This window comes from Trebonia kvetii, from assembly GCF_007827045.1.
In the GTDB taxonomy this organism is placed as follows: Bacteria; Actinomycetota; Actinomycetes; order Streptosporangiales; family Streptosporangiaceae; genus Trebonia; species Trebonia kvetii.
Genome location: NZ_RPFW01000002.1, coordinates 379,310 through 395,728 on the forward strand (window position 1 = coordinate 379,310; position 16,419 = coordinate 395,728).

The 16,419-nt window shown below is 67.7% G+C and carries 11 protein-coding genes; 6 read left to right on the forward strand and 5 right to left on the reverse strand.

Annotated features, from left to right (window positions below; genetic code table 11):
• Window positions 1-40 precede the first annotated feature (40 nt).
• On the forward strand, window positions 41-1,390 hold the full coding sequence (locus EAS64_RS10470) for a metallophosphoesterase family protein (RefSeq protein WP_145852742.1): 1,350 nt from the start codon (window positions 41-43) through the stop codon (window positions 1,388-1,390).
• Complete coding sequence (locus tag EAS64_RS10475; RefSeq protein WP_145852743.1) at window positions 1,387-4,599, forward strand: AAA family ATPase; 3,213 nt, start codon at window positions 1,387-1,389, stop codon at window positions 4,597-4,599. Before EAS64_RS10470 ends, EAS64_RS10475 begins: the two co-directional genes overlap by 4 nt.
• A gap of 81 nt (window positions 4,600-4,680) precedes the next feature.
• On the opposite strand, the gene EAS64_RS10480 is transcribed toward EAS64_RS10475, so the two are convergent.
• From EAS64_RS10480 to EAS64_RS10490, 3 genes are all read right to left on the reverse strand, one after another.
• The gene (locus tag EAS64_RS10480; protein WP_145852744.1) at window positions 4,681-5,244 is read right to left on the reverse strand and encodes a hypothetical protein; all 564 of its coding nucleotides are present in this window, start codon (window positions 5,242-5,244) and stop codon (window positions 4,681-4,683) included.
• A 234-nt stretch (window positions 5,245-5,478) separates the two neighbouring features.
• Window positions 5,479-5,742 (reverse strand): hypothetical protein, encoded by a 264-nt coding sequence (locus EAS64_RS10485; protein ID WP_145852745.1) that lies wholly within the window; start codon window positions 5,740-5,742, stop codon window positions 5,479-5,481.
• A 413-nt stretch (window positions 5,743-6,155) separates the two neighbouring features.
• Window positions 6,156-8,336: a WD40 repeat domain-containing protein gene (locus tag EAS64_RS10490; RefSeq protein ID WP_187365826.1), complete on the reverse strand. Its 2,181-nt coding sequence runs from the start codon at window positions 8,334-8,336 to the stop codon at window positions 6,156-6,158.
• Window positions 8,337-8,785: 449 nt separating this feature from the next.
• On the opposite strand from EAS64_RS10490, the gene EAS64_RS10495 reads away from it, so the two are divergent.
• The 4 genes from EAS64_RS10495 to EAS64_RS10510 are packed head-to-tail and all read left to right on the forward strand — an operon-like array spanning window position 8,786 to window position 14,433.
• Complete coding sequence (locus EAS64_RS10495) at window positions 8,786-10,483, forward strand: hypothetical protein (RefSeq protein ID WP_145852747.1); 1,698 nt, start codon at window positions 8,786-8,788, stop codon at window positions 10,481-10,483.
• Window positions 10,484-10,514: 31 nt separating this feature from the next.
• On the forward strand, window positions 10,515-11,549 hold the full coding sequence (locus EAS64_RS10500; RefSeq protein WP_145852748.1) for a hypothetical protein: 1,035 nt from the start codon (window positions 10,515-10,517) through the stop codon (window positions 11,547-11,549).
• Window positions 11,546-12,409 (forward strand): hypothetical protein, encoded by an 864-nt coding sequence (locus EAS64_RS10505; RefSeq protein ID WP_145852749.1) that lies wholly within the window; start codon window positions 11,546-11,548, stop codon window positions 12,407-12,409. Before EAS64_RS10500 ends, EAS64_RS10505 begins: the two co-directional genes overlap by 4 nt.
• Window positions 12,406-14,433: an ATP-binding protein gene (locus EAS64_RS10510; RefSeq protein ID WP_145852750.1), complete on the forward strand. Its 2,028-nt coding sequence runs from the start codon at window positions 12,406-12,408 to the stop codon at window positions 14,431-14,433. Before EAS64_RS10505 ends, EAS64_RS10510 begins: the two co-directional genes overlap by 4 nt.
• 335 nt (window positions 14,434-14,768) lie before the next feature.
• Here EAS64_RS10510 and EAS64_RS10515 read toward each other — a convergent pair whose 3' ends face one another.
• Both EAS64_RS10515 and EAS64_RS10520 read right to left on the reverse strand, forming a co-directional pair.
• Entirely contained in the window at window positions 14,769-15,122 is a 354-nt protein-coding gene (locus EAS64_RS10515) for a signal peptidase I (protein ID WP_145852751.1), read from the reverse strand.
• Between the two features lie 447 nt (window positions 15,123-15,569).
• A complete protein-coding gene (locus tag EAS64_RS10520; protein ID WP_145852752.1) occupies window positions 15,570-16,328 on the reverse strand; it encodes a transposase family protein in 759 nt (252 codons plus the stop codon).
• Window positions 16,329-16,419 lie beyond the last annotated feature (91 nt).

A 16,419-nucleotide genomic window follows, 5' to 3' on the forward strand; every position in this document is an offset into this window, starting at 1 on the left:
TTCCGGGCTGCCGGGTTCATGAGCGGGGGGAGGCCTGCTGATGCGCTTGCTGCACACATCTGACTGGCATCTGGGACGGACAGTAAGGCAGCGGTCCCGGGATGAAGACTTCGACGCGGTACTGGCGGAGATCATCGCCATAGCCAGGGAGTCGAGCCCTGACCTCATCGTCCATTCGGGAGACCTTTTCGATTCCTACCGGCCGGGCGCCGCTGACCTTTACCGGTGCCTGCGCGTGCTGCGGGAACTGGCGGAGATCGCGCCCGTGGTGGTGGTGGCGGGCAACCACGACTCGCCGGCGCTGCTGGAGGCGCTGGACTTCGCGGTGTCGGCGTTCGCGGCGCCGTCGGGCCGCGACGGCGTGCCGGGGCTGAAGTTCGTCACCCGCCTCCGGCTCCCCCGCGACGGGGGCATCCTGGACTACCCCGCGCGCGGCGGGGAGCAGCGTGTCCGGCTGGCCGCGCTGCCGTTCATCCACCAGAACAGGTTCCTGGACGAGTTCGCGGGCCCGGCCCCGGCCACCCGCGGCTACGCGCACCGGATGCGCGCGGTGCAGGCAGAGCTCCAGCGCGGCCTGCTTGCAGGCAGCGATCCGGACCGGGACGTGCCGGTCCTGGCCGCGCATCTGTACGTGCAGGGCGCCGTTCCCTCCTACACCGAACGGCCCGTCGACATCAGCGACACGTACCTGACCGAGGCTGACGCGCTCCCCCAGGTCAGCTATGCAGCGCTGGGCCATATTCACCGCCCTCAGGCCGTCGCCGGCGGGGCGATAGCTGCCCGTTACGCGGGCAGCCCGCTGCAGCTCGACTTCGGCGAAGCCGGGGAAGAGAAGAGCGTCGTCATCGTTGACGCTGACCCGGGCCGGCCCGTCCGCGTCGAGGTGATCCCGCTGCACGCTGGACGCCGCCTCGCGGACTTTACCGGGACCCTCGAGGAACTGCGCGCCAGTGCTGCAGGAATCGGCGACGCGTTCGTCCGCGCCGTCATCGTCAGCGAGGACCCCATCCCTGATCTCGCCGCCGCAGCCAGGGAAGCGGCGCCGCAGGCAGCGTTTGTTGCCATCGAGCCCAGATGCGCCTCTTCCCAGGTGGCAGTCCTGGAACGGAGCGACGCGGAAGGCCGGGAACCGGACCTGCAGGACCTGTTCCGCGACTACCTGGCGGGCAACATCCCCGCCGGCTCGGTTGCCGGCGACATCCTCGGGACATTCAACGCGCTGCTCGCCGACGCGAGCATGGAGAACCCGGCAATCTTCGGTGAGGAAGCTCGGCTGCTGGAGCTCCTCGAAGGCGCCTCCGCCGGAAACCAGGACAGGGCAATCCTCATCCCGCGGGGTCCGGCCGCGCAGGCCGGTCCGGCGCTCGCCGCCGCCGGGGAGCAGGCATGAGACCGCTGCAACTGTCCTTTTCCGGGATCCGGAGCTACCCCGGGCCGGTCGGGCCGCTGGATCTCACGGGCAAGAGGCTCATCGCGATCGTCGGGGACACCGGGGCCGGGAAGTCCACCGTCCTGGAAGCGATCAGCCTGGCGCTGTACGGCAACTGCACCTGGGCCAGCGGCGAGCACCGGGAACTCATGGCCGAGGGCGCCGTCCAGATGACTGTTGACCTCACCTTCGCCCACGACGGGGAGCGCTGGCGCGTCCGCCGTGTGTATCACGCCAACACCACGCCCAGCAGCCACCTGCTGGAGAACCTTGACACCCATGAGCAGACCGACGGCAAGAGAGCAGTTGACGCCAAAATCGTGGCGCTGCTCCAGCTCAGCTTCGGCAGCTTCGCGAGTGCCGTCCTGCTCCCGCAGGGGAAGTTCGACCGGCTGCTGACCGCATCGGGCACTGAGCGCACCGTGCTGCTCCGGAGCATCTTCGGCGTCCAGGTCATCGAAACCGTGAGAGACCGCGCCGCCCAGCACCGTGAACAGCTCACCGGCCTGCTCCACAGGGCCGAACTGGCCCGGCGCGACCTTCTGGCCGACCCTGCAGGCACGGCCGTCCTTGAAGCGGCGAAGGCCGCCGAGGCAACCAGGATCGCCGATGAGCTAGGACTGGCGCTCGGTACGCTCCGCACGCTCCGGGCAGAAGCATCCGCCTCCCGCCGGCGGCACACGGCAATCAGCGACGCCCTGGACAAGCTCGAGCAACGCGAAACGCGAGACGCCGCCGCCGAGCTGGCCGGGATCTCTGCCGCCGACACGGAGCTGGCCGGCTTGGAGGCATCCGCAGCGCAGGCGCAAGCACAGTGGGCCGTCCAGCGCGGCGCAGCTGACGGGCAACTCGCGGCCGCCTCACTGGAGGGTTTCACCCCGGAATCACTGGCCTCCGCGGCAACCGTCCTGGACGCTCTCCCGGGCAGGGTCGCCGCCCTGCTCGAAGAGCACGGGCAGCTTAACGCGGACGAGGCGGGCCTGTCGTGCGAGGCTGGGCAGCTGGCCGAGATGCGGGCCAGGCTCGTCGGCCTGCAGTCTGCCGCCGGAACGCTGGCAAAGGCCCATGCCGACGCCAGCGCGGAGCATCAGGAATACCGCGATGCCCGCCGCAGCGCGGAAGAGGCGGCCCGCACGGCCATGCACCGGGCCGCCGGCGCCGGCAAAGCGCAGCGCGAGGAGGAGGCGGCCCTCAGCCAGGCGAGCGATTTCGCGAGCAGCATCACTGGCTTCGAAACGGCCGCAAATGCGGCCGCTGCCGAGGTGCAGTCAGCCGAGGACCACCTCGCCAGGGTCCTCAGCCAAGACGCCGCTCACGCGGCGGGCGCGCACCTGGCACCCGGCGAGCCCTGCCCGGTATGCGTCAGGCCCCTGCCCGCCGGCTACCAGCCCCCCGCGCCATCTGATGCGGAGGCGCTGAGCGCAGCCCAGCTTTCCGTGAACAACATGAAGAAGGCGCACGGCCAGGCGAGAGACCAGCTCGCGGCCGCCCGGGCAAAGGCCGACAGCGCGCAGCGAGCCCACGCTGCCCGCCAGTCGGACACCCAGGCCGCAAGGAACCGTCTGGAGCAGGCCCGGAAAGCCGCCGTCGACCGCATGCAGGCCCTTGAGCAGCGCAAGCCGTCCGCTCAGGCCAGCTCGGCGGGAGAACCGGCATTCGAGCAGGCGCTGGATACGGCTTGCATCCGGCTGGCCGGGACTGCCGAAGAGGAACAAGACGAACTGCTCGGCAGGCTCCTCGCCCAGCTCCTCAGCGCGGCCGCCGAGGCCGAGCGGCAGTTCAACTCCGCAGCCATGCTCGCCGGCGAGAAAGCAGGCGAGGCGAAAGCCGAGGCGGGCGCGGAAGCCCACGCGATTTCCGTGCGGCAGGAAAGCCACCAGAAGAAACTGGCCGCAGTTCCGTCCGCCCGGGAACGGCACCGGAACACGCTGGACGTCACCGCTCAAGAGCTGACAGCCCTGCCTGCCGCGCTGAGGCAGATGCTTCCCGGTGAGGTGCTGTGCATCACCTCGGAACACGCCCGGCAGGCACGCCATGCCGTCACCGTGCAGCAGGAGAAGGTAGCGGAGCTCAGCCGGCTGCGCAATCAGGCAATCGGCGAGCTCGAGGACCTTTCCGCAACACTGCGGCGGCTTGAACAGCGACGGCGCAGGGAAGTCTCCGGCCCGCTTCACTCGATCGCAATTTACCTGCAACGCTGGCAGGACGCGGTAGAGGAAGCTGTCCGCGCGTGCCACGGGAATTCCAGTGTCATTTCCGTGCCCGCCAGATCCGCCGCCGGCAGCGTCGATGCGATCACGAGCTACGCTGGCGCGCTCGCGCAAGCAGACAAGGCCGTGATCGCCAGCCTTTCGCAGGCAGCCGAAGCCGCCGCCGGCGATGCCGGCACCCAGCTGGTGAAACTTCACCGGGCAGCCGGCCGGCTCAAAGCCGGCAAGTCCGGCCTTCCCGTCATCGCCCTTCCCGAAGGTGACGGGCTTCTCGAGCCGTCATCCCTCGACGCGCTGGTATCGGGGCAGACAACCGCACGCGATGATGCCAGCCGGCACCGCAAGAACCAGGCGACTGCGGAAGGCCAGGTACAGCAGGCAGCCAGCCTCGATGCGGCTCTGCGGGACGGCAAGGCCCGGCTGAGCGCGGTCGAGACGCTGCGCGGGCTCCTGGCAGACGGCAAGTTCCTGAGATACCTCACTGACAGGCGCACCCGCGCTCTGCTCGCGGTCGCCAGCGAAAAGTTCGGCACCCTGTCCGCCGGCGAGTTCGGATTCACCGAGGATTTCCACGTCGCCAGCCGCCGCAGCCAGGCCGTCCGCAGCCCGAAGACCCTTTCCGGCGGGGAGACCTTCCTGGCCTCCCTTGCCCTGTCCCTGGCACTCGTCGAACTGCACAGCCGCTCAGGCCCGCGGCTCGGCGCGCTCTTCCTTGACGAAGGGTTCGCCTCCCTGGACGTCGACTCGCTCGCCGGCGCGCTTGCCGTCCTGCAGGCGGAGACGGGCGGCGACAAGCTGGTGGCCGTTATCAGCCACCTGCACGCGGTCGCCGAGGCCGTCGAGGACGTCCTGTGGGTGGAGCGGGGACCGGCGGGTTCCGCCGTCCGGTGGCTGAGCGCTGACGAGCGCGACGCGCTGGTCCGCCAGGAAGCAACAGGCGGCCTGCTCAGCCTCCTCTGACGGCGACCCGGCAGCAGCGACCGCTTGCTTCATCGCGGCCTGGGGTGGCTGCCTTACATCCAACCCGTGCCTGTGCACCGCCTAGCCCTTGGCGCACTCCTCCCGCAGAGCGCTCGCATATTCGTCCAGGTTGGCAGTGATCTTTTCCAGCACGTGAGGCGCGTACGCGGCGATATCGCCCAGCGAAGAGCTGTCATCAACCGGCCCGCCCGGGACCTTGCCCCGGTGGTATCGGTTGAGGAACTCGATGACTTCCCCGCGGTCTTCGTACGCCTGGAACGGGTCGAGAACGGCATAGTCATGCGCGTTGGTCAGGTGCACGAACGTGTTTCCGAACCTGTACACGGCTTGCACCCAGCCTTCCTCGCGGCCGGCCTCCGCTGCCATTTCGCGGTCGCTGATGCGCCTTGGTCCTGCCCTGAATCCCCCGCCAGCAACGCAGGACGCGAGGATCTGCTCCCTCGTGTCTGGATGGCGGAGGATCCAGATCAGCCGGATCATGGAATCCACTTCCATTCTCAGCACACTGCCGGCGATTGCCAGCCAGCCGTTGTCGAGGGCGACCCGCAGAGCGTCGCGGTGCTCGCGTGACCGGGCCTCGACCATCCGGCAGAAGGTGCCGCCGTTCTCCGCGGTCGTCGTCATGGAGGGATGCTAACGGTCCAGCCCGGCAAGGCGGGCGGGGTGAACCGGACATTGTCCTGTTACGGCTCCAGCCAGACAGTACGAGCCGGCGACAACGCGGTATTGAATCTGGCAACGGAGTGTGGCGGCGCCAGGCAACCTGAAAGAGAAACCTGGCCGCGGAGGAGGCGGCGGCGAGGCATCCACTTCACTCACAAGACTTGAGTCCCGAATAACTGTCCGTTCATCGCTGCATCAGCAATTGGCAAGGATCTGCTCCTCCGATAGATCCTTCGTCTTGGAATCGAGGAACGGGTCGCCAAACCAGTCATCACCACGACCGTCGCCGCCGTGCTTTACGACATGAGTGACCGCATAAGCCGGAAGGTAAACGTTATGGGAGACCCCTGGTCTGGTCGTATAGACATCTCCCTGCCGCATAATCCACAGCCGGATGCCATCTCCGTCAAGCTCAGCGAAGGCAAGCCACCGGTCTTGCACGATGTAAGTTTCGAGCACGCTCTTGTGATAATGGCTGTTTTGCCATCCGCTCTCGGCGGACGCCTCGGTCCTGACGTAGGAGCTCCCATCCTTGGCGACTAGCCGGTATCGCAGCTCCCCGTTATCCATTCTGGTATGGAAAGTGCTGATTCCTAGATCGCCAGCCAGGTCTGTCGATATATTCTCCATACGTTTCCTTTGCCGACTTGCTTCGCGGGCGACCCCTGGTCCCGTAGGCCTGAAATTGACCGGATATGGGTCGCCTTATTCGAGTTCTATCGTAGCACAGGCACGCGGGTTACGTTATCTCGCGGCCGAATTGGGTGCGTTCGCGACAACTCACAGAACTGTCTTTTCTCTTTATCGCTCGCTCCAAATGTTCCTGTACATGTGTCACGATACGACTAAAGGTTAAGCGGCTTTCGCGAACATCATTTCAGCTTCCAGCGCACCACCGCCAGCACGTCGTCCCCCGCGATGAGGACTCCGGGATCGGGCGCGTCGAAGCAGGAGATTGCCCGCACCGTCCCTGGAATCGGCATCGGGTCAAGTAGGGGATCCGCCGACCTCAGATCCCACACCCTCAAAGTCTGGTCGTCGCTTCCGGTCACCACGACCCGGCGGTCCGGAGGACCGCCGATGGCGACGGCGGTCACCGGACCGTCATGCCCGGCGAACTCGAGGGGGCTCGGGTCCGGCGCGAGCAGGTCCCAGGCCCGGGCCACGGCGTCTTCCCGGCAGGCGGTGACCGCGACGAGCCTGTCGCCGGCGTAGGCAGCCGCGACGGCGGTGATCAGCCGCTTGTGCCCGTGCACAGTAGGGCCGAACGGCTGTCCGGCGTCCACGTCCCAGGTCCGCAGGGTGGTATCCGCGCTCCCGCTTACCACGATGGCCGGACGACCAGGTGCCATGGCACTCGCCAGCGCGGTCACCGTTCCTGAGTGCCTGAGCAGCTCCTGCCCGAAGGGCTCAAGTCGCTGGATGTCCCAGACCTTCAGAGCCCGGCCGCGCCCGGCGCTGACAGCCACCGGCCGCCCGTCGGCGCACACGGCGGTGACCACCGACGTGACGCCAGGATGCAAGACTGTGCCGCTCGCTCGCGGAGGACGGTCGGGGCAGGGGGTCAGGTCCCAGAAGGTAATGCGGTCGTCGGTGCTCGCCGAGACCGCCACGACCCGTTTCCCCGGCAGGGTGGCCGTCGCCATCGACATGATCGAGCCGTGAACGGCGCCCAGTTGCGGATGGGTGCCCGCGTCGGTCACCGCGACTGCGGTGCCGTCCGCGAGACGGACAGTAGCGACCGCGGCCATTCGGTGGGAGTGCGCCCCCGCGTCCGGTCCCAGTTCCAGGCCGTCGTCCAGCCGCCACAGCCGGATGGGCGGCGCCGGCGGACGCGCGTGGTCGTGCCGTCCTGCGGTCTCGCCCATGGCCGGGCCGACGGCCGGCGGATACGCCGGAATACCGCCGGCCAGATCCCAGCTGCGCACGGTTCCGTCATCCCCGCCGCTGACAGTGATCGAACGGCCGTCCTTCGTATCAGCGAAGGTGAGCCCGGTGATGCGGGTGCGGTGGCCTTCCACAGGACCGTGCACGATCCTCGCCGTGTAGGGGTCCACGACGCACAGGCGCCCATGACTGTCGCCGGTGGCAAGCAGCTGACTCTCCGGGCCGGCCACGGCGGCCAGGGCGGTGATGTCCTGGTCGTAGCCTGGCACCTGCCTGCTCGCCGGGGCTTCCGGAGGGAGGTCCCAGAGTCTGAGCGACCCGCCGTCGCCTGCCGTGGCCGCCACTACCCTGCCGCCCTTCATTTGCACGGTGGCGACCGCCCTGATGGCGTTGTTGCCGGAACGGAACACGGGCACCACCGGGTCCAGTCGCTCGCGCAGGTGCGAGAGCTGGATCGTCCCGCGCACGCTGACGGAAACAGCCGCGGGCACGCCGCCGGAGAGCAGAACGGGACTGATCCCGGTGACCGGGCCATCGTGCAGCTGGCGGTGCTCGAGCAGCGTGCCCGAGGAGAGGTCCAGGAGAGATACATAACCGTTAGCCAGCCCTGCCACAACGCACGGCCGGCCAAGGACGCTCGTCACGGCCAGAGCCGAGACTGCGTCCCCGACGTCGCACGGCTCAAGCTCCCGGACCACAGCGGGCGACGACGCGTGACGCGGGCCGGGACGCCGCACCTGCCAGGACCGGATGCTGCCGCCTTCGCTGCCGACGCTCACGAAGGCGCTGCCGTCGGGGGCCGGGCCGGCTGCGATCACGCTGACGTCGGCTGACCGGTAGCGCAATCGGTCCGGCTGGCCGCTAGGAACATCCCACAGGTCAACCCGGCCCGGCCGGGCGGCCGTTACGACGGCGATCCTGCCGTTCAGCCTGGTTGCGTCGAGCGACACGAAGGAGTCGATCCTGGCAAGGATCTCGCTGGGGCCGGACGACTTGGCCCAGGCCACGCGCCACGCAGTCTGCAGATCGGATTCCCTGATGTCGTATTGCTCTGCCGCCGCGATAAACCGCAATGCAGCGGCGTTCCTTCCCGGCTGGTCCCACGACCACGCGTGGGCGATTTTGCGGATCAGCGGCATAAGGCCCAGCCCGGCCGTTGACGGCACTTCCCTGAGGGTCGCTACGTCCAGGTAAGGGAGGCTTGCGTGATGGATGATACGCTCATTCAAGCAATGCCCGGCGGCCGCGTGTTCTGGCAAGTGCCGGCGAGCATAGGCAGGGATCTGGAACTCCGAAGTCAGTCCTGGGTTTATAAGCGGCGACAGAGCCGCGGCGATCCGGGCATGTATAGTCTCCGGCTCAGAGAGCGGGTTGCTATGGGAATCGCTCATCGGAACTACCCTCCGGCCGCCAACGATAGCAGCCGTGCGCCGGAAGCCTGTTATGAAAGTGACGTGAGGCGGTCCCGGGCGGATAGTGGCTCCCGTCCGAATATCCACGCCCGTCACACTCTCGTCAAGGAAGCAGGCATCGCTTTCCCCGGCAGGGAACCGTGACGACCCCACACGTTTCCCCGGAAGAAGCCAGGAAAATACAAAATGCCATACCGCCCGAAGTGGCGGAGCTGGGCCTTGAACCCGCCCTCTCGCTTCTCGTCACGGTCTATATCCTGCACATAGGCCGGATAATCGCCGAGGAGATGGCGGCGACGGCTGGCTTCCCGGGTTTCCCGGATGACCCGGGCAAGCGGCTCGAATTGACCCGCTGCCTCGAAAACAGGAACCTGGATCCCCTGTGGTCGGCCAGGCTGATCGAGCAGCTTGACCGGCGGGTGCACGCTGCGGCAGACGACGCAATGGCAGACGAAGCCTGGTCACCGGAGGAACTGCTGCTCGCCACCGCGATCCTCAGCCGGGGCGAGCGTGCCGAGCAGCAGACCAGGGAGATGTCGAGGGTGCTGTCTATCGTCGGCACGAGGGCGGCACACCGGGAGGACATCGAGTACTGGACGCCCGGCATCAAGGGGATAGCCCAGATCACCCGCCTGATGATCGAGGCGGTCATCCCGACCAGGATCGGGACGATGCAGAACCTGGCCGATCCGGATTCCGGGCTGCGCCTCATCGCAACGCTCGGCGGCGCGCTGTTCCTCGGGCACAGCATCGCACTGCTGACCAGGCAGGACGCCGCGCTCCCCCGGTCGCCGTACGCTGCGTTTGGCGAGCGGATCGCCATGCAGACCAACGCGATGGGGCAACAGCGGGTACGTGTCCCGGGGCCGGACGAAGCCGAGCGGTACCGCGCCGGCGTCGAGCGGTTCGCCCGGTCCGGCGACTCGGTCTTCGCGATTGAGCATCCGTTTCACTTCCGCGTGCTGCTCGAGGTGCTGTCTGATGAGAACCGGCGCTACCCGGCCGAGCCGGTGCTGAACGTCGAAGCGCTGCGCCGCATCCTGCCCCCGGGCATCTCCTTCTGGTCTCACGTCGTGTGGTCGCGCGAGCAGCTCCCGGTCGTGGCCAACCGCCTGCGGCACCCTGACCGGCCAAGGGCCGACGCCTTCATCCAGCATTACGCCGCGTTCGGCCGCACGCCGCATACCTCCTCGTTCACCCATCTCGACTACGAAGTGCGCAGCCCGGTCGGCGACGCCTTCTCCACGGCACCATGGCCGGCCGCTTTCGAGGACTACCGCGGCAGGAAAGACGTGCAGAACATGCCGAACTCGGTGTGCCAGGCGATGCGGACGATCGACCAGGAGAAGTCGGCCGGCAGGATGTGGCGCGGGAAGCCCGAGGAAAGCGACCTGCGGTGGCTCGGCGGCCAGCTGGTGACGTGGGACGGCTACGGCGAGCCCGACGGTGCGCTCGCCGACCGGATATGGCACCCGGAGCACTGGACCGGGCAGGCCTTCCCGATCGCCGCCATGGCGGAGATCAGGACCGGCGCGTGGCTGCTTGAGGCCCTGCGGCTCCGGCTCGCGACCGCCGTCTCGCTGCTGACCCAGGCTGGCAGCGAGCGCCATCAGGATCAGCAGCGTTACGACCGCGAAGCCAAGGCGGACGAGGAGCTGCGCTGTGTCCTGGAAATCATGGTGCTGTTCGCGACTGGCTACCTGTCAGGCGACGACGACGGGATCCCCGGCCTGCGCATGAGCCTATCGCGGCTGCGCGGCAGCAGCTGGTTCACGTCCCTGGGACCTGCGATGCACGAGCGGCTGGATTACCTGGTGTCCTGCCTTGACGAACTCGGCGGCAAGCTCGAGGCAGAAGTGCGAATGGCCCGCGACGCCGTCAAACGCCTCCCGCCGCAATGACAGCCCACTGCCACCTGAGGAGCTCTCGCGCATGACCGGACCGGCCGCACCCGAGGGCGTTCCGCCATGGCTGCGTTCCCTGCTGCGGACAATGCACGAGAACATCAGGTCGGCGGTCCGTGAAGACCTTGGCGCGAAGGAGAAGTCATTCCTCGCGGGCGAGGCACGCAGCGGCGCCGGCGATGTCAGCTTCCAGATCGACGTCCGCCCTGAGGAGATTGTCGAGCAGGCCTTCGATACCGTGCCCGAGGCAGTCATGGTTGTGTGCGAGGGACTAGGACAGCGCGTTTTCCCGGCACGGGCCGCGAAGAGCGAGGCCGCATGGTGGGTGATCATCGACCCGCTCGACGGAAGCCGGGAGATCGCCTACGGCAAGCGCAGCGCCTGGGTGCTGAGCGGGATTGCCCCTGCCGGCCCCGCACCCACGCTCGCCGACATCGTCTGGGCGATCCAGACCGAGGTGCCAGTGCTGTCCCAGCAGAACGGGGTGGTCATCACCGCGGGCCGGGAACGGGCTGCAGTCCTGGAGTCGTGCGACCTGACGACCGGTGTCACCGCCCGGACCGCGCAAGGCCTGCATCCGTCTGCCGCCACCACAGTGCGCGGCGGGTACGCGGTATTCACGGACTACTTCGCCGGCAGCCACGCGCTGACCGCACGAGTCGCGGACCTAGTCTTCGACTACGCGCTCGGGCCGGTGAAACCGGGCGAAGCACTTGCCTTCAACGATCAGTACCTCTCGACGGCCGGCTGCCTCTACCTGATCGCCAGCGGTACGTACCGGTTCTGCGCCGACCTCAGGCCCGTTATAGGCCAGCTGGCCGCACGATCAGGCCGCAACGTCGGACTGTGCGCACACCCCTACGACCTCTGCACGTACCTCATCGCACAGCAAGCCGGCGCGCTGATCACCGACCCGGCGGGCGCGCCGCTGTCCTATCCGCTCGCCACCGACGTGGACTGCGGGTGGGTGGGATACGCCAATCAGGACATCAAGAACGAAATGGAAACCCCGCTCCACGCCGTCCTCGCGGCCGGCGGGTGCCCGGGCCGAGGCGAGAGATGACGGCCATCATCGGGATCCATGGGATCAGGAATGAGCAACTGGGCCGCAATCAGCTCATCCCCGAATGGGCGGGTGCTCTCGCCGACGGCCTCGAGCGCGCTGCCGGGCACGAGGTTGCGGTCCCCGACCTGAATATCGTCTACTACGGTGACCTCTTCGAGCCAGATCCGGCTGGCAAGGACGCAGGCGACGAGCTAGCCGGGCTTACCGAGGAGGATGCCGTCGCGCTCAGTCCGTTCGCGGACGAGGTGACGGGCAGGCTCGCATCCGGTCCGCCGGCGGACGGCGAACCGGCTGCGAAAGGCCGGACCGCGGTTCCCCTGCTGCTGCAGGCAGTCCTGCGGAGACTTGACAAGCAGTTCGGTTCGCCGAAGGCCTCGCTGCTGTTCCTCGGCGAACTGAAGCAAGTGCGCAGCTATCTACTTGACCCCGAGGTCAAGGCGGAAGTCGACAACCGGGCGGAGAATGTCATCACCCGGGGCGGCCGGGTGCTCATCGGCCACTCGCTCGGCTCCGTGGTAGCGTTCGAGTTCATCCGCCAGCATCCCGGCTACCCTGTAGACCTGCTGCTCACACTCGGCTCGCCGCTCGGCCTGCGCACACTGCGGGCGCTCATGCCAGACCCCGACTACGGGGCCGGAGGGCTGCCGCCGGGCGTCACACGCTGGGTAGGCCTACGGGATCCCAGGGACCCAGTCGCCTGCGCCGGTGACCTGAGCAGGTACTGGCCTGGCGTGTGCGACTTCACCGTGCACAACCAGAGCGATGCCCACTCGGTCTACCGCTACCTGAGCAAGCGGCCGACAGGCACGGCTCTGCTCGCAGCACTGCCCGGCCTCGCGGACTATGAGCCATCGTGACCGCCGAGCCGGCCGGCGCGGAGATCCTGCGCCGTCACTTCGTCGCGATCGCCACTTCGGCCTACGACGATCCGCTGCAGCCCCCGCTACCACAGGTGCACGACGAGGTACGGACGCTCGCAGAGTGGTTCTGCGACGCCGAGCTCGGCGAGCGGCGCTTCACCTGGCAGTACCCCGAGCTGGCCGACAATCCGACGGACGAGCAGATCAGGGCCGCCATGAAGAATCCCCCTCCGGCCAGGAAGTGGAGGGAGGCGGACGCCGCGGTAGTGTTCGTCACCGGTCACGGCAAGACGGACCGCTACGGGCACTGGCTGATCCTGCAGCACACCAACCCCGACGCGCCGCAGAGCACGGGGCTGTTGACAGCGCAAATCGCCGGCTGGCTAGATGAGACGCGGATCGAGCATCTGCTGTTGATCATCGATACCTGTTACGCCGGTGAGGTGACCAGCGATATAGTCCGGTTCCCCCGGGAGCTGCGCAGGAACTGGCTGGTACTCGCGAGCGCCGCGAGGGACGAGGCAGCGCAGGCTGGCGCGCTCACCAGCGCGGTCCGACGTGTCCTTGATGACGTGCAGGGCAGGTACGGACAGCGGTTCGGGACCGACGAGTACCTCCCGGTCGAGGAGTTCGTTCGCGCCGTTGACCGCGAGCTTGCGGGCACACAGAGGCTTGTGCTCGTGCAGGGCAGCCAGTACCAGGGGCCGCACGCCTGCCTGCCCAACCCGAACTGGAAGGCCTCATTCGCGCCAACCGGACCGCCGCGCCGCGATCTTGCCATGCCGCTGGCAGACCTGCAGTCCCACTGGAAACCGCGGCTGCGGGGAAGCGACCAAGGCTGGCTTCCCACCGGCCGAGCGGCGGTGATGCGCAGGCTGATCACGGCGACCGCCGAGCCCGGCGCCGTCCTGGTGACCGGGAGGGCGGGTACGGGCAAGTCCGCCGTTCTGGCCCGGCTCGTGACACTGAGCGACCCCGAGTTCCGGCGCCGGTACGCCGACAAGATCGCGCACATCCCCGATGACCTGAGGCCTGCCGAGGGGGCAGTCGACGTGGCGGTACTGGCCATGCGCAAGAGCGCCGCCGAAATCATGACGCAGATCTGCCATGCGACCGGCGCGCTCGACGCATCCGTCCGCAATCCGTCACTCAGTGAAGCCGAAACCGCCTGGCGGCGCTGGCTCAGTCAGGGCACGGAACCGGTCACGATCGTCATCGACGCCCTCGACGAGGCAAGCAAGCCCGATGAGGTGCTCGCTGATGTCCTGGCCGAGCTCAACGTCGATTCGGGTCCGCGCCGCCTGCGGCTGATCGTCGGCGTGCGCTCGGTCGGCCGTGACCGGGGCGGCACTCCCCCGGGCGCGGATGCCGGCACCCCGGATAACGACAACGAGGAACTGCCGCTGGCTGACCGTGTGCAGCGGGCGCTGGGCATCGAGGCGCACGGACGGATCCAGGCCGATGAGCCGCCCTGGTGGGTGCAGCAGGATCTCGTCGACTACGTCACCGGACTGCTTGGGCTTCCGTCCCGCTCCCCCTACCGCAGCGCGGAGCCCGGGAAGGTCCAGGCGATCGCCGGGGTGCTGGCTGAGCATGCCGGCAAGTCCTTCCTGTTCGCCAGGCTGGCCGCCGAGCAGCTGGCGTCCCGCTCCGGGATCGTTGACATCGACGATCCCGATTGGCTCGCGTCGATCAGCCACGGCGTGCTCGGCCTGTTCCGCGAGGACCTGCACCGGAGCCTGCCCAGCCAGGCGGAGCGCAAGAAGGCCGTTGACCTGCTCCGCGCCGTCGCTTTCGCTTTCGGTCCCGGGCTGCCTTGGGGAAGCGTCTGGCCGAAGGTCGCCAGTGCTGTCTCAGGCGTTCGCACCTACGGTGACGGTGACATTGCCTGGCTGCTCAACACCCGCCTGGGCGGGTACCTGGTCGCCGACCGCGCCGACGGCATTACCGTGTATCGCCTCCACCATGAAGACCTTCGCACCATCCTCCGCGATCACTCGACAGAACTGCTCGCGCCTTAACAACGAGCTTCATCGCATTCGCAGCAGGGCGGCGCCGATGTTATCCGCGGCTGGATGCAGCGTGGCGGCGAGGCGGGCATCCTCTCCGGCGCCAGGCGGCGCTCGCTATCATGCGGGCGGCGTTGCTGCCTGGGCCCGATTGGCGAGGACAGGACATCGAAACCGAGAGGGACGCAGCAGCGGCCGTGCCGGATACGCGGCTGCCGGTCCAGTTGGGGCCGGGAGAGCAGCACGAGGCCCTCGGCGTGGCTGCCCCCCAGCCCCGTTGCGCTGCGCGAGCGCGGCAAGGCAGCACGGCCCATGGCCCCGGCACGCGCATTGCGGCGCGCGGCTGGTCAGATCGGATTAGACGGCCAGCGGACTGTGACGACCACTGAGTCGTCGAGCGCTTCCCAGGAGTGGTCGACGCCTGGTCCCCACACGGCATAATCCCCCTGGCGTTCCAGCGTGAAGCTGGCTTCCGTGAGGTCGATTCTGAACCTCCCGCTGACGTGCAGGGCCAGGGTCGTCCGCTGATCATCGGCGGTCCACGCGCCCCGCTTGTGTCCCGCCGGGTGGATTGCCCATTTGACCTCTACGGCCTTGCTTGACCGTACGCCTTCGGCGGGGTCGATGAAGTGGCCGAGAATCCAGCCGCGCTGCTCACGGCCGTCTTCCTCTGCGTTTCCGCTGTACCAGTTGCCGCTCAAAAGGTGACCAGCCTTCCTTCCAGTATCGGGACAAGCGAACGGTACCGCGCCGATCTGCTTAGCCAGCCGCACTGCCGCCGGGCTGCCGGTTCAGCCTCGCGATCTGCTAGGTCGTGGCAGAGCAACCGTCAGGCCACGACCCCGCTCAGTGGCGAATATCGCCGGCAAGCGCTTGCGCACCTCATCGCATACCAGGACGCGGGCTCGAACCAAGGGCTGCCATATCGGCATCACAGCCGGAACCAAATGACCGTGCCGCAGGGTCATCCCGCGCGGGAAGTTGGTTCAGTCCATGAATACACCCAAATTGCGCAAGGTGATACGTCTTTGGCTCCCAAAGCGGCAGTGGAGCCTGTCTCGTAGCAATAACGATGCGCTGACTGGCCGCGGCGAAGGTGCGATGCCGTTAGTCTCACCGGCGTGCACAGTGAGCCGTTTCCAACCTGGTTATGCCTCGCGTAGCTGCAGTACGTGAATGGCCTTGGCGAGTTTCCCGGCGCGCCAGGGGCAGCAGCGGAGCTTGCGGAGGATCCTCCACGTCTTGAGCTGGGCATTCGCACGCTCGCCGGGCGCGCGGAGTTTCGCGTGTGCGCGGTTGGCTGCTTTCTGCGGTTCGGGTTTGTTCCGGCCCTTGTACGGGACTTTTGCCCAGGTACTCCCTTGGTAGCCCTTGTCCGCGAGGGTGACCAGGCCGGCTTTCTCCAGTTCGTCGAGCACGCCCCAGATCCACTCGGCCTTCTTGTCGTGCACCGAGCCGGGCAGCGCCCCGGACACCCACAGGATGTCCCCGTCCGGACTGGCGATGACCTGCAGGTTCATCCCGTGCATCTTGTGCTTGCCCGAGTAGAAAGGCCGGTCCGCGGCGAGACGGTCAATTGCGATAAGCGTGCCGTCGAGGATGACGTAGGCATGACCTGCCCTTTTAGCATCGCGGACTGCCTGCCGGAGTTTCGGCGCCCTGGCCGCGAGGAGCTCCACGACCTCGTTCACGTACCGCCAAGCCGTGGTCCTGCCGATCCCGAACCCGGCCGCGAGGTCGGCGAACGTCTCGCCCTTGCGCAGGTAGGCGAGCACGAGCAGCGCCTGCTGCCCCGGGTTCAGCTTCCGCCACCGCGACCCGAGCGCCTTCAGGTGCCGGCGGACGATCCCGGCCACGAAGTTAAGGGTCTTACGGGACAACGGCAGCGCAGCACGGTAGAAAAGCACGGAAGCCCCTGGTAGTCGAAGTGAAGCAAGTTTTGGTCGACTAGCTCACTTACCGGGGGCTTCCTCATGCCCGGCAGCGACACGCCGCGCC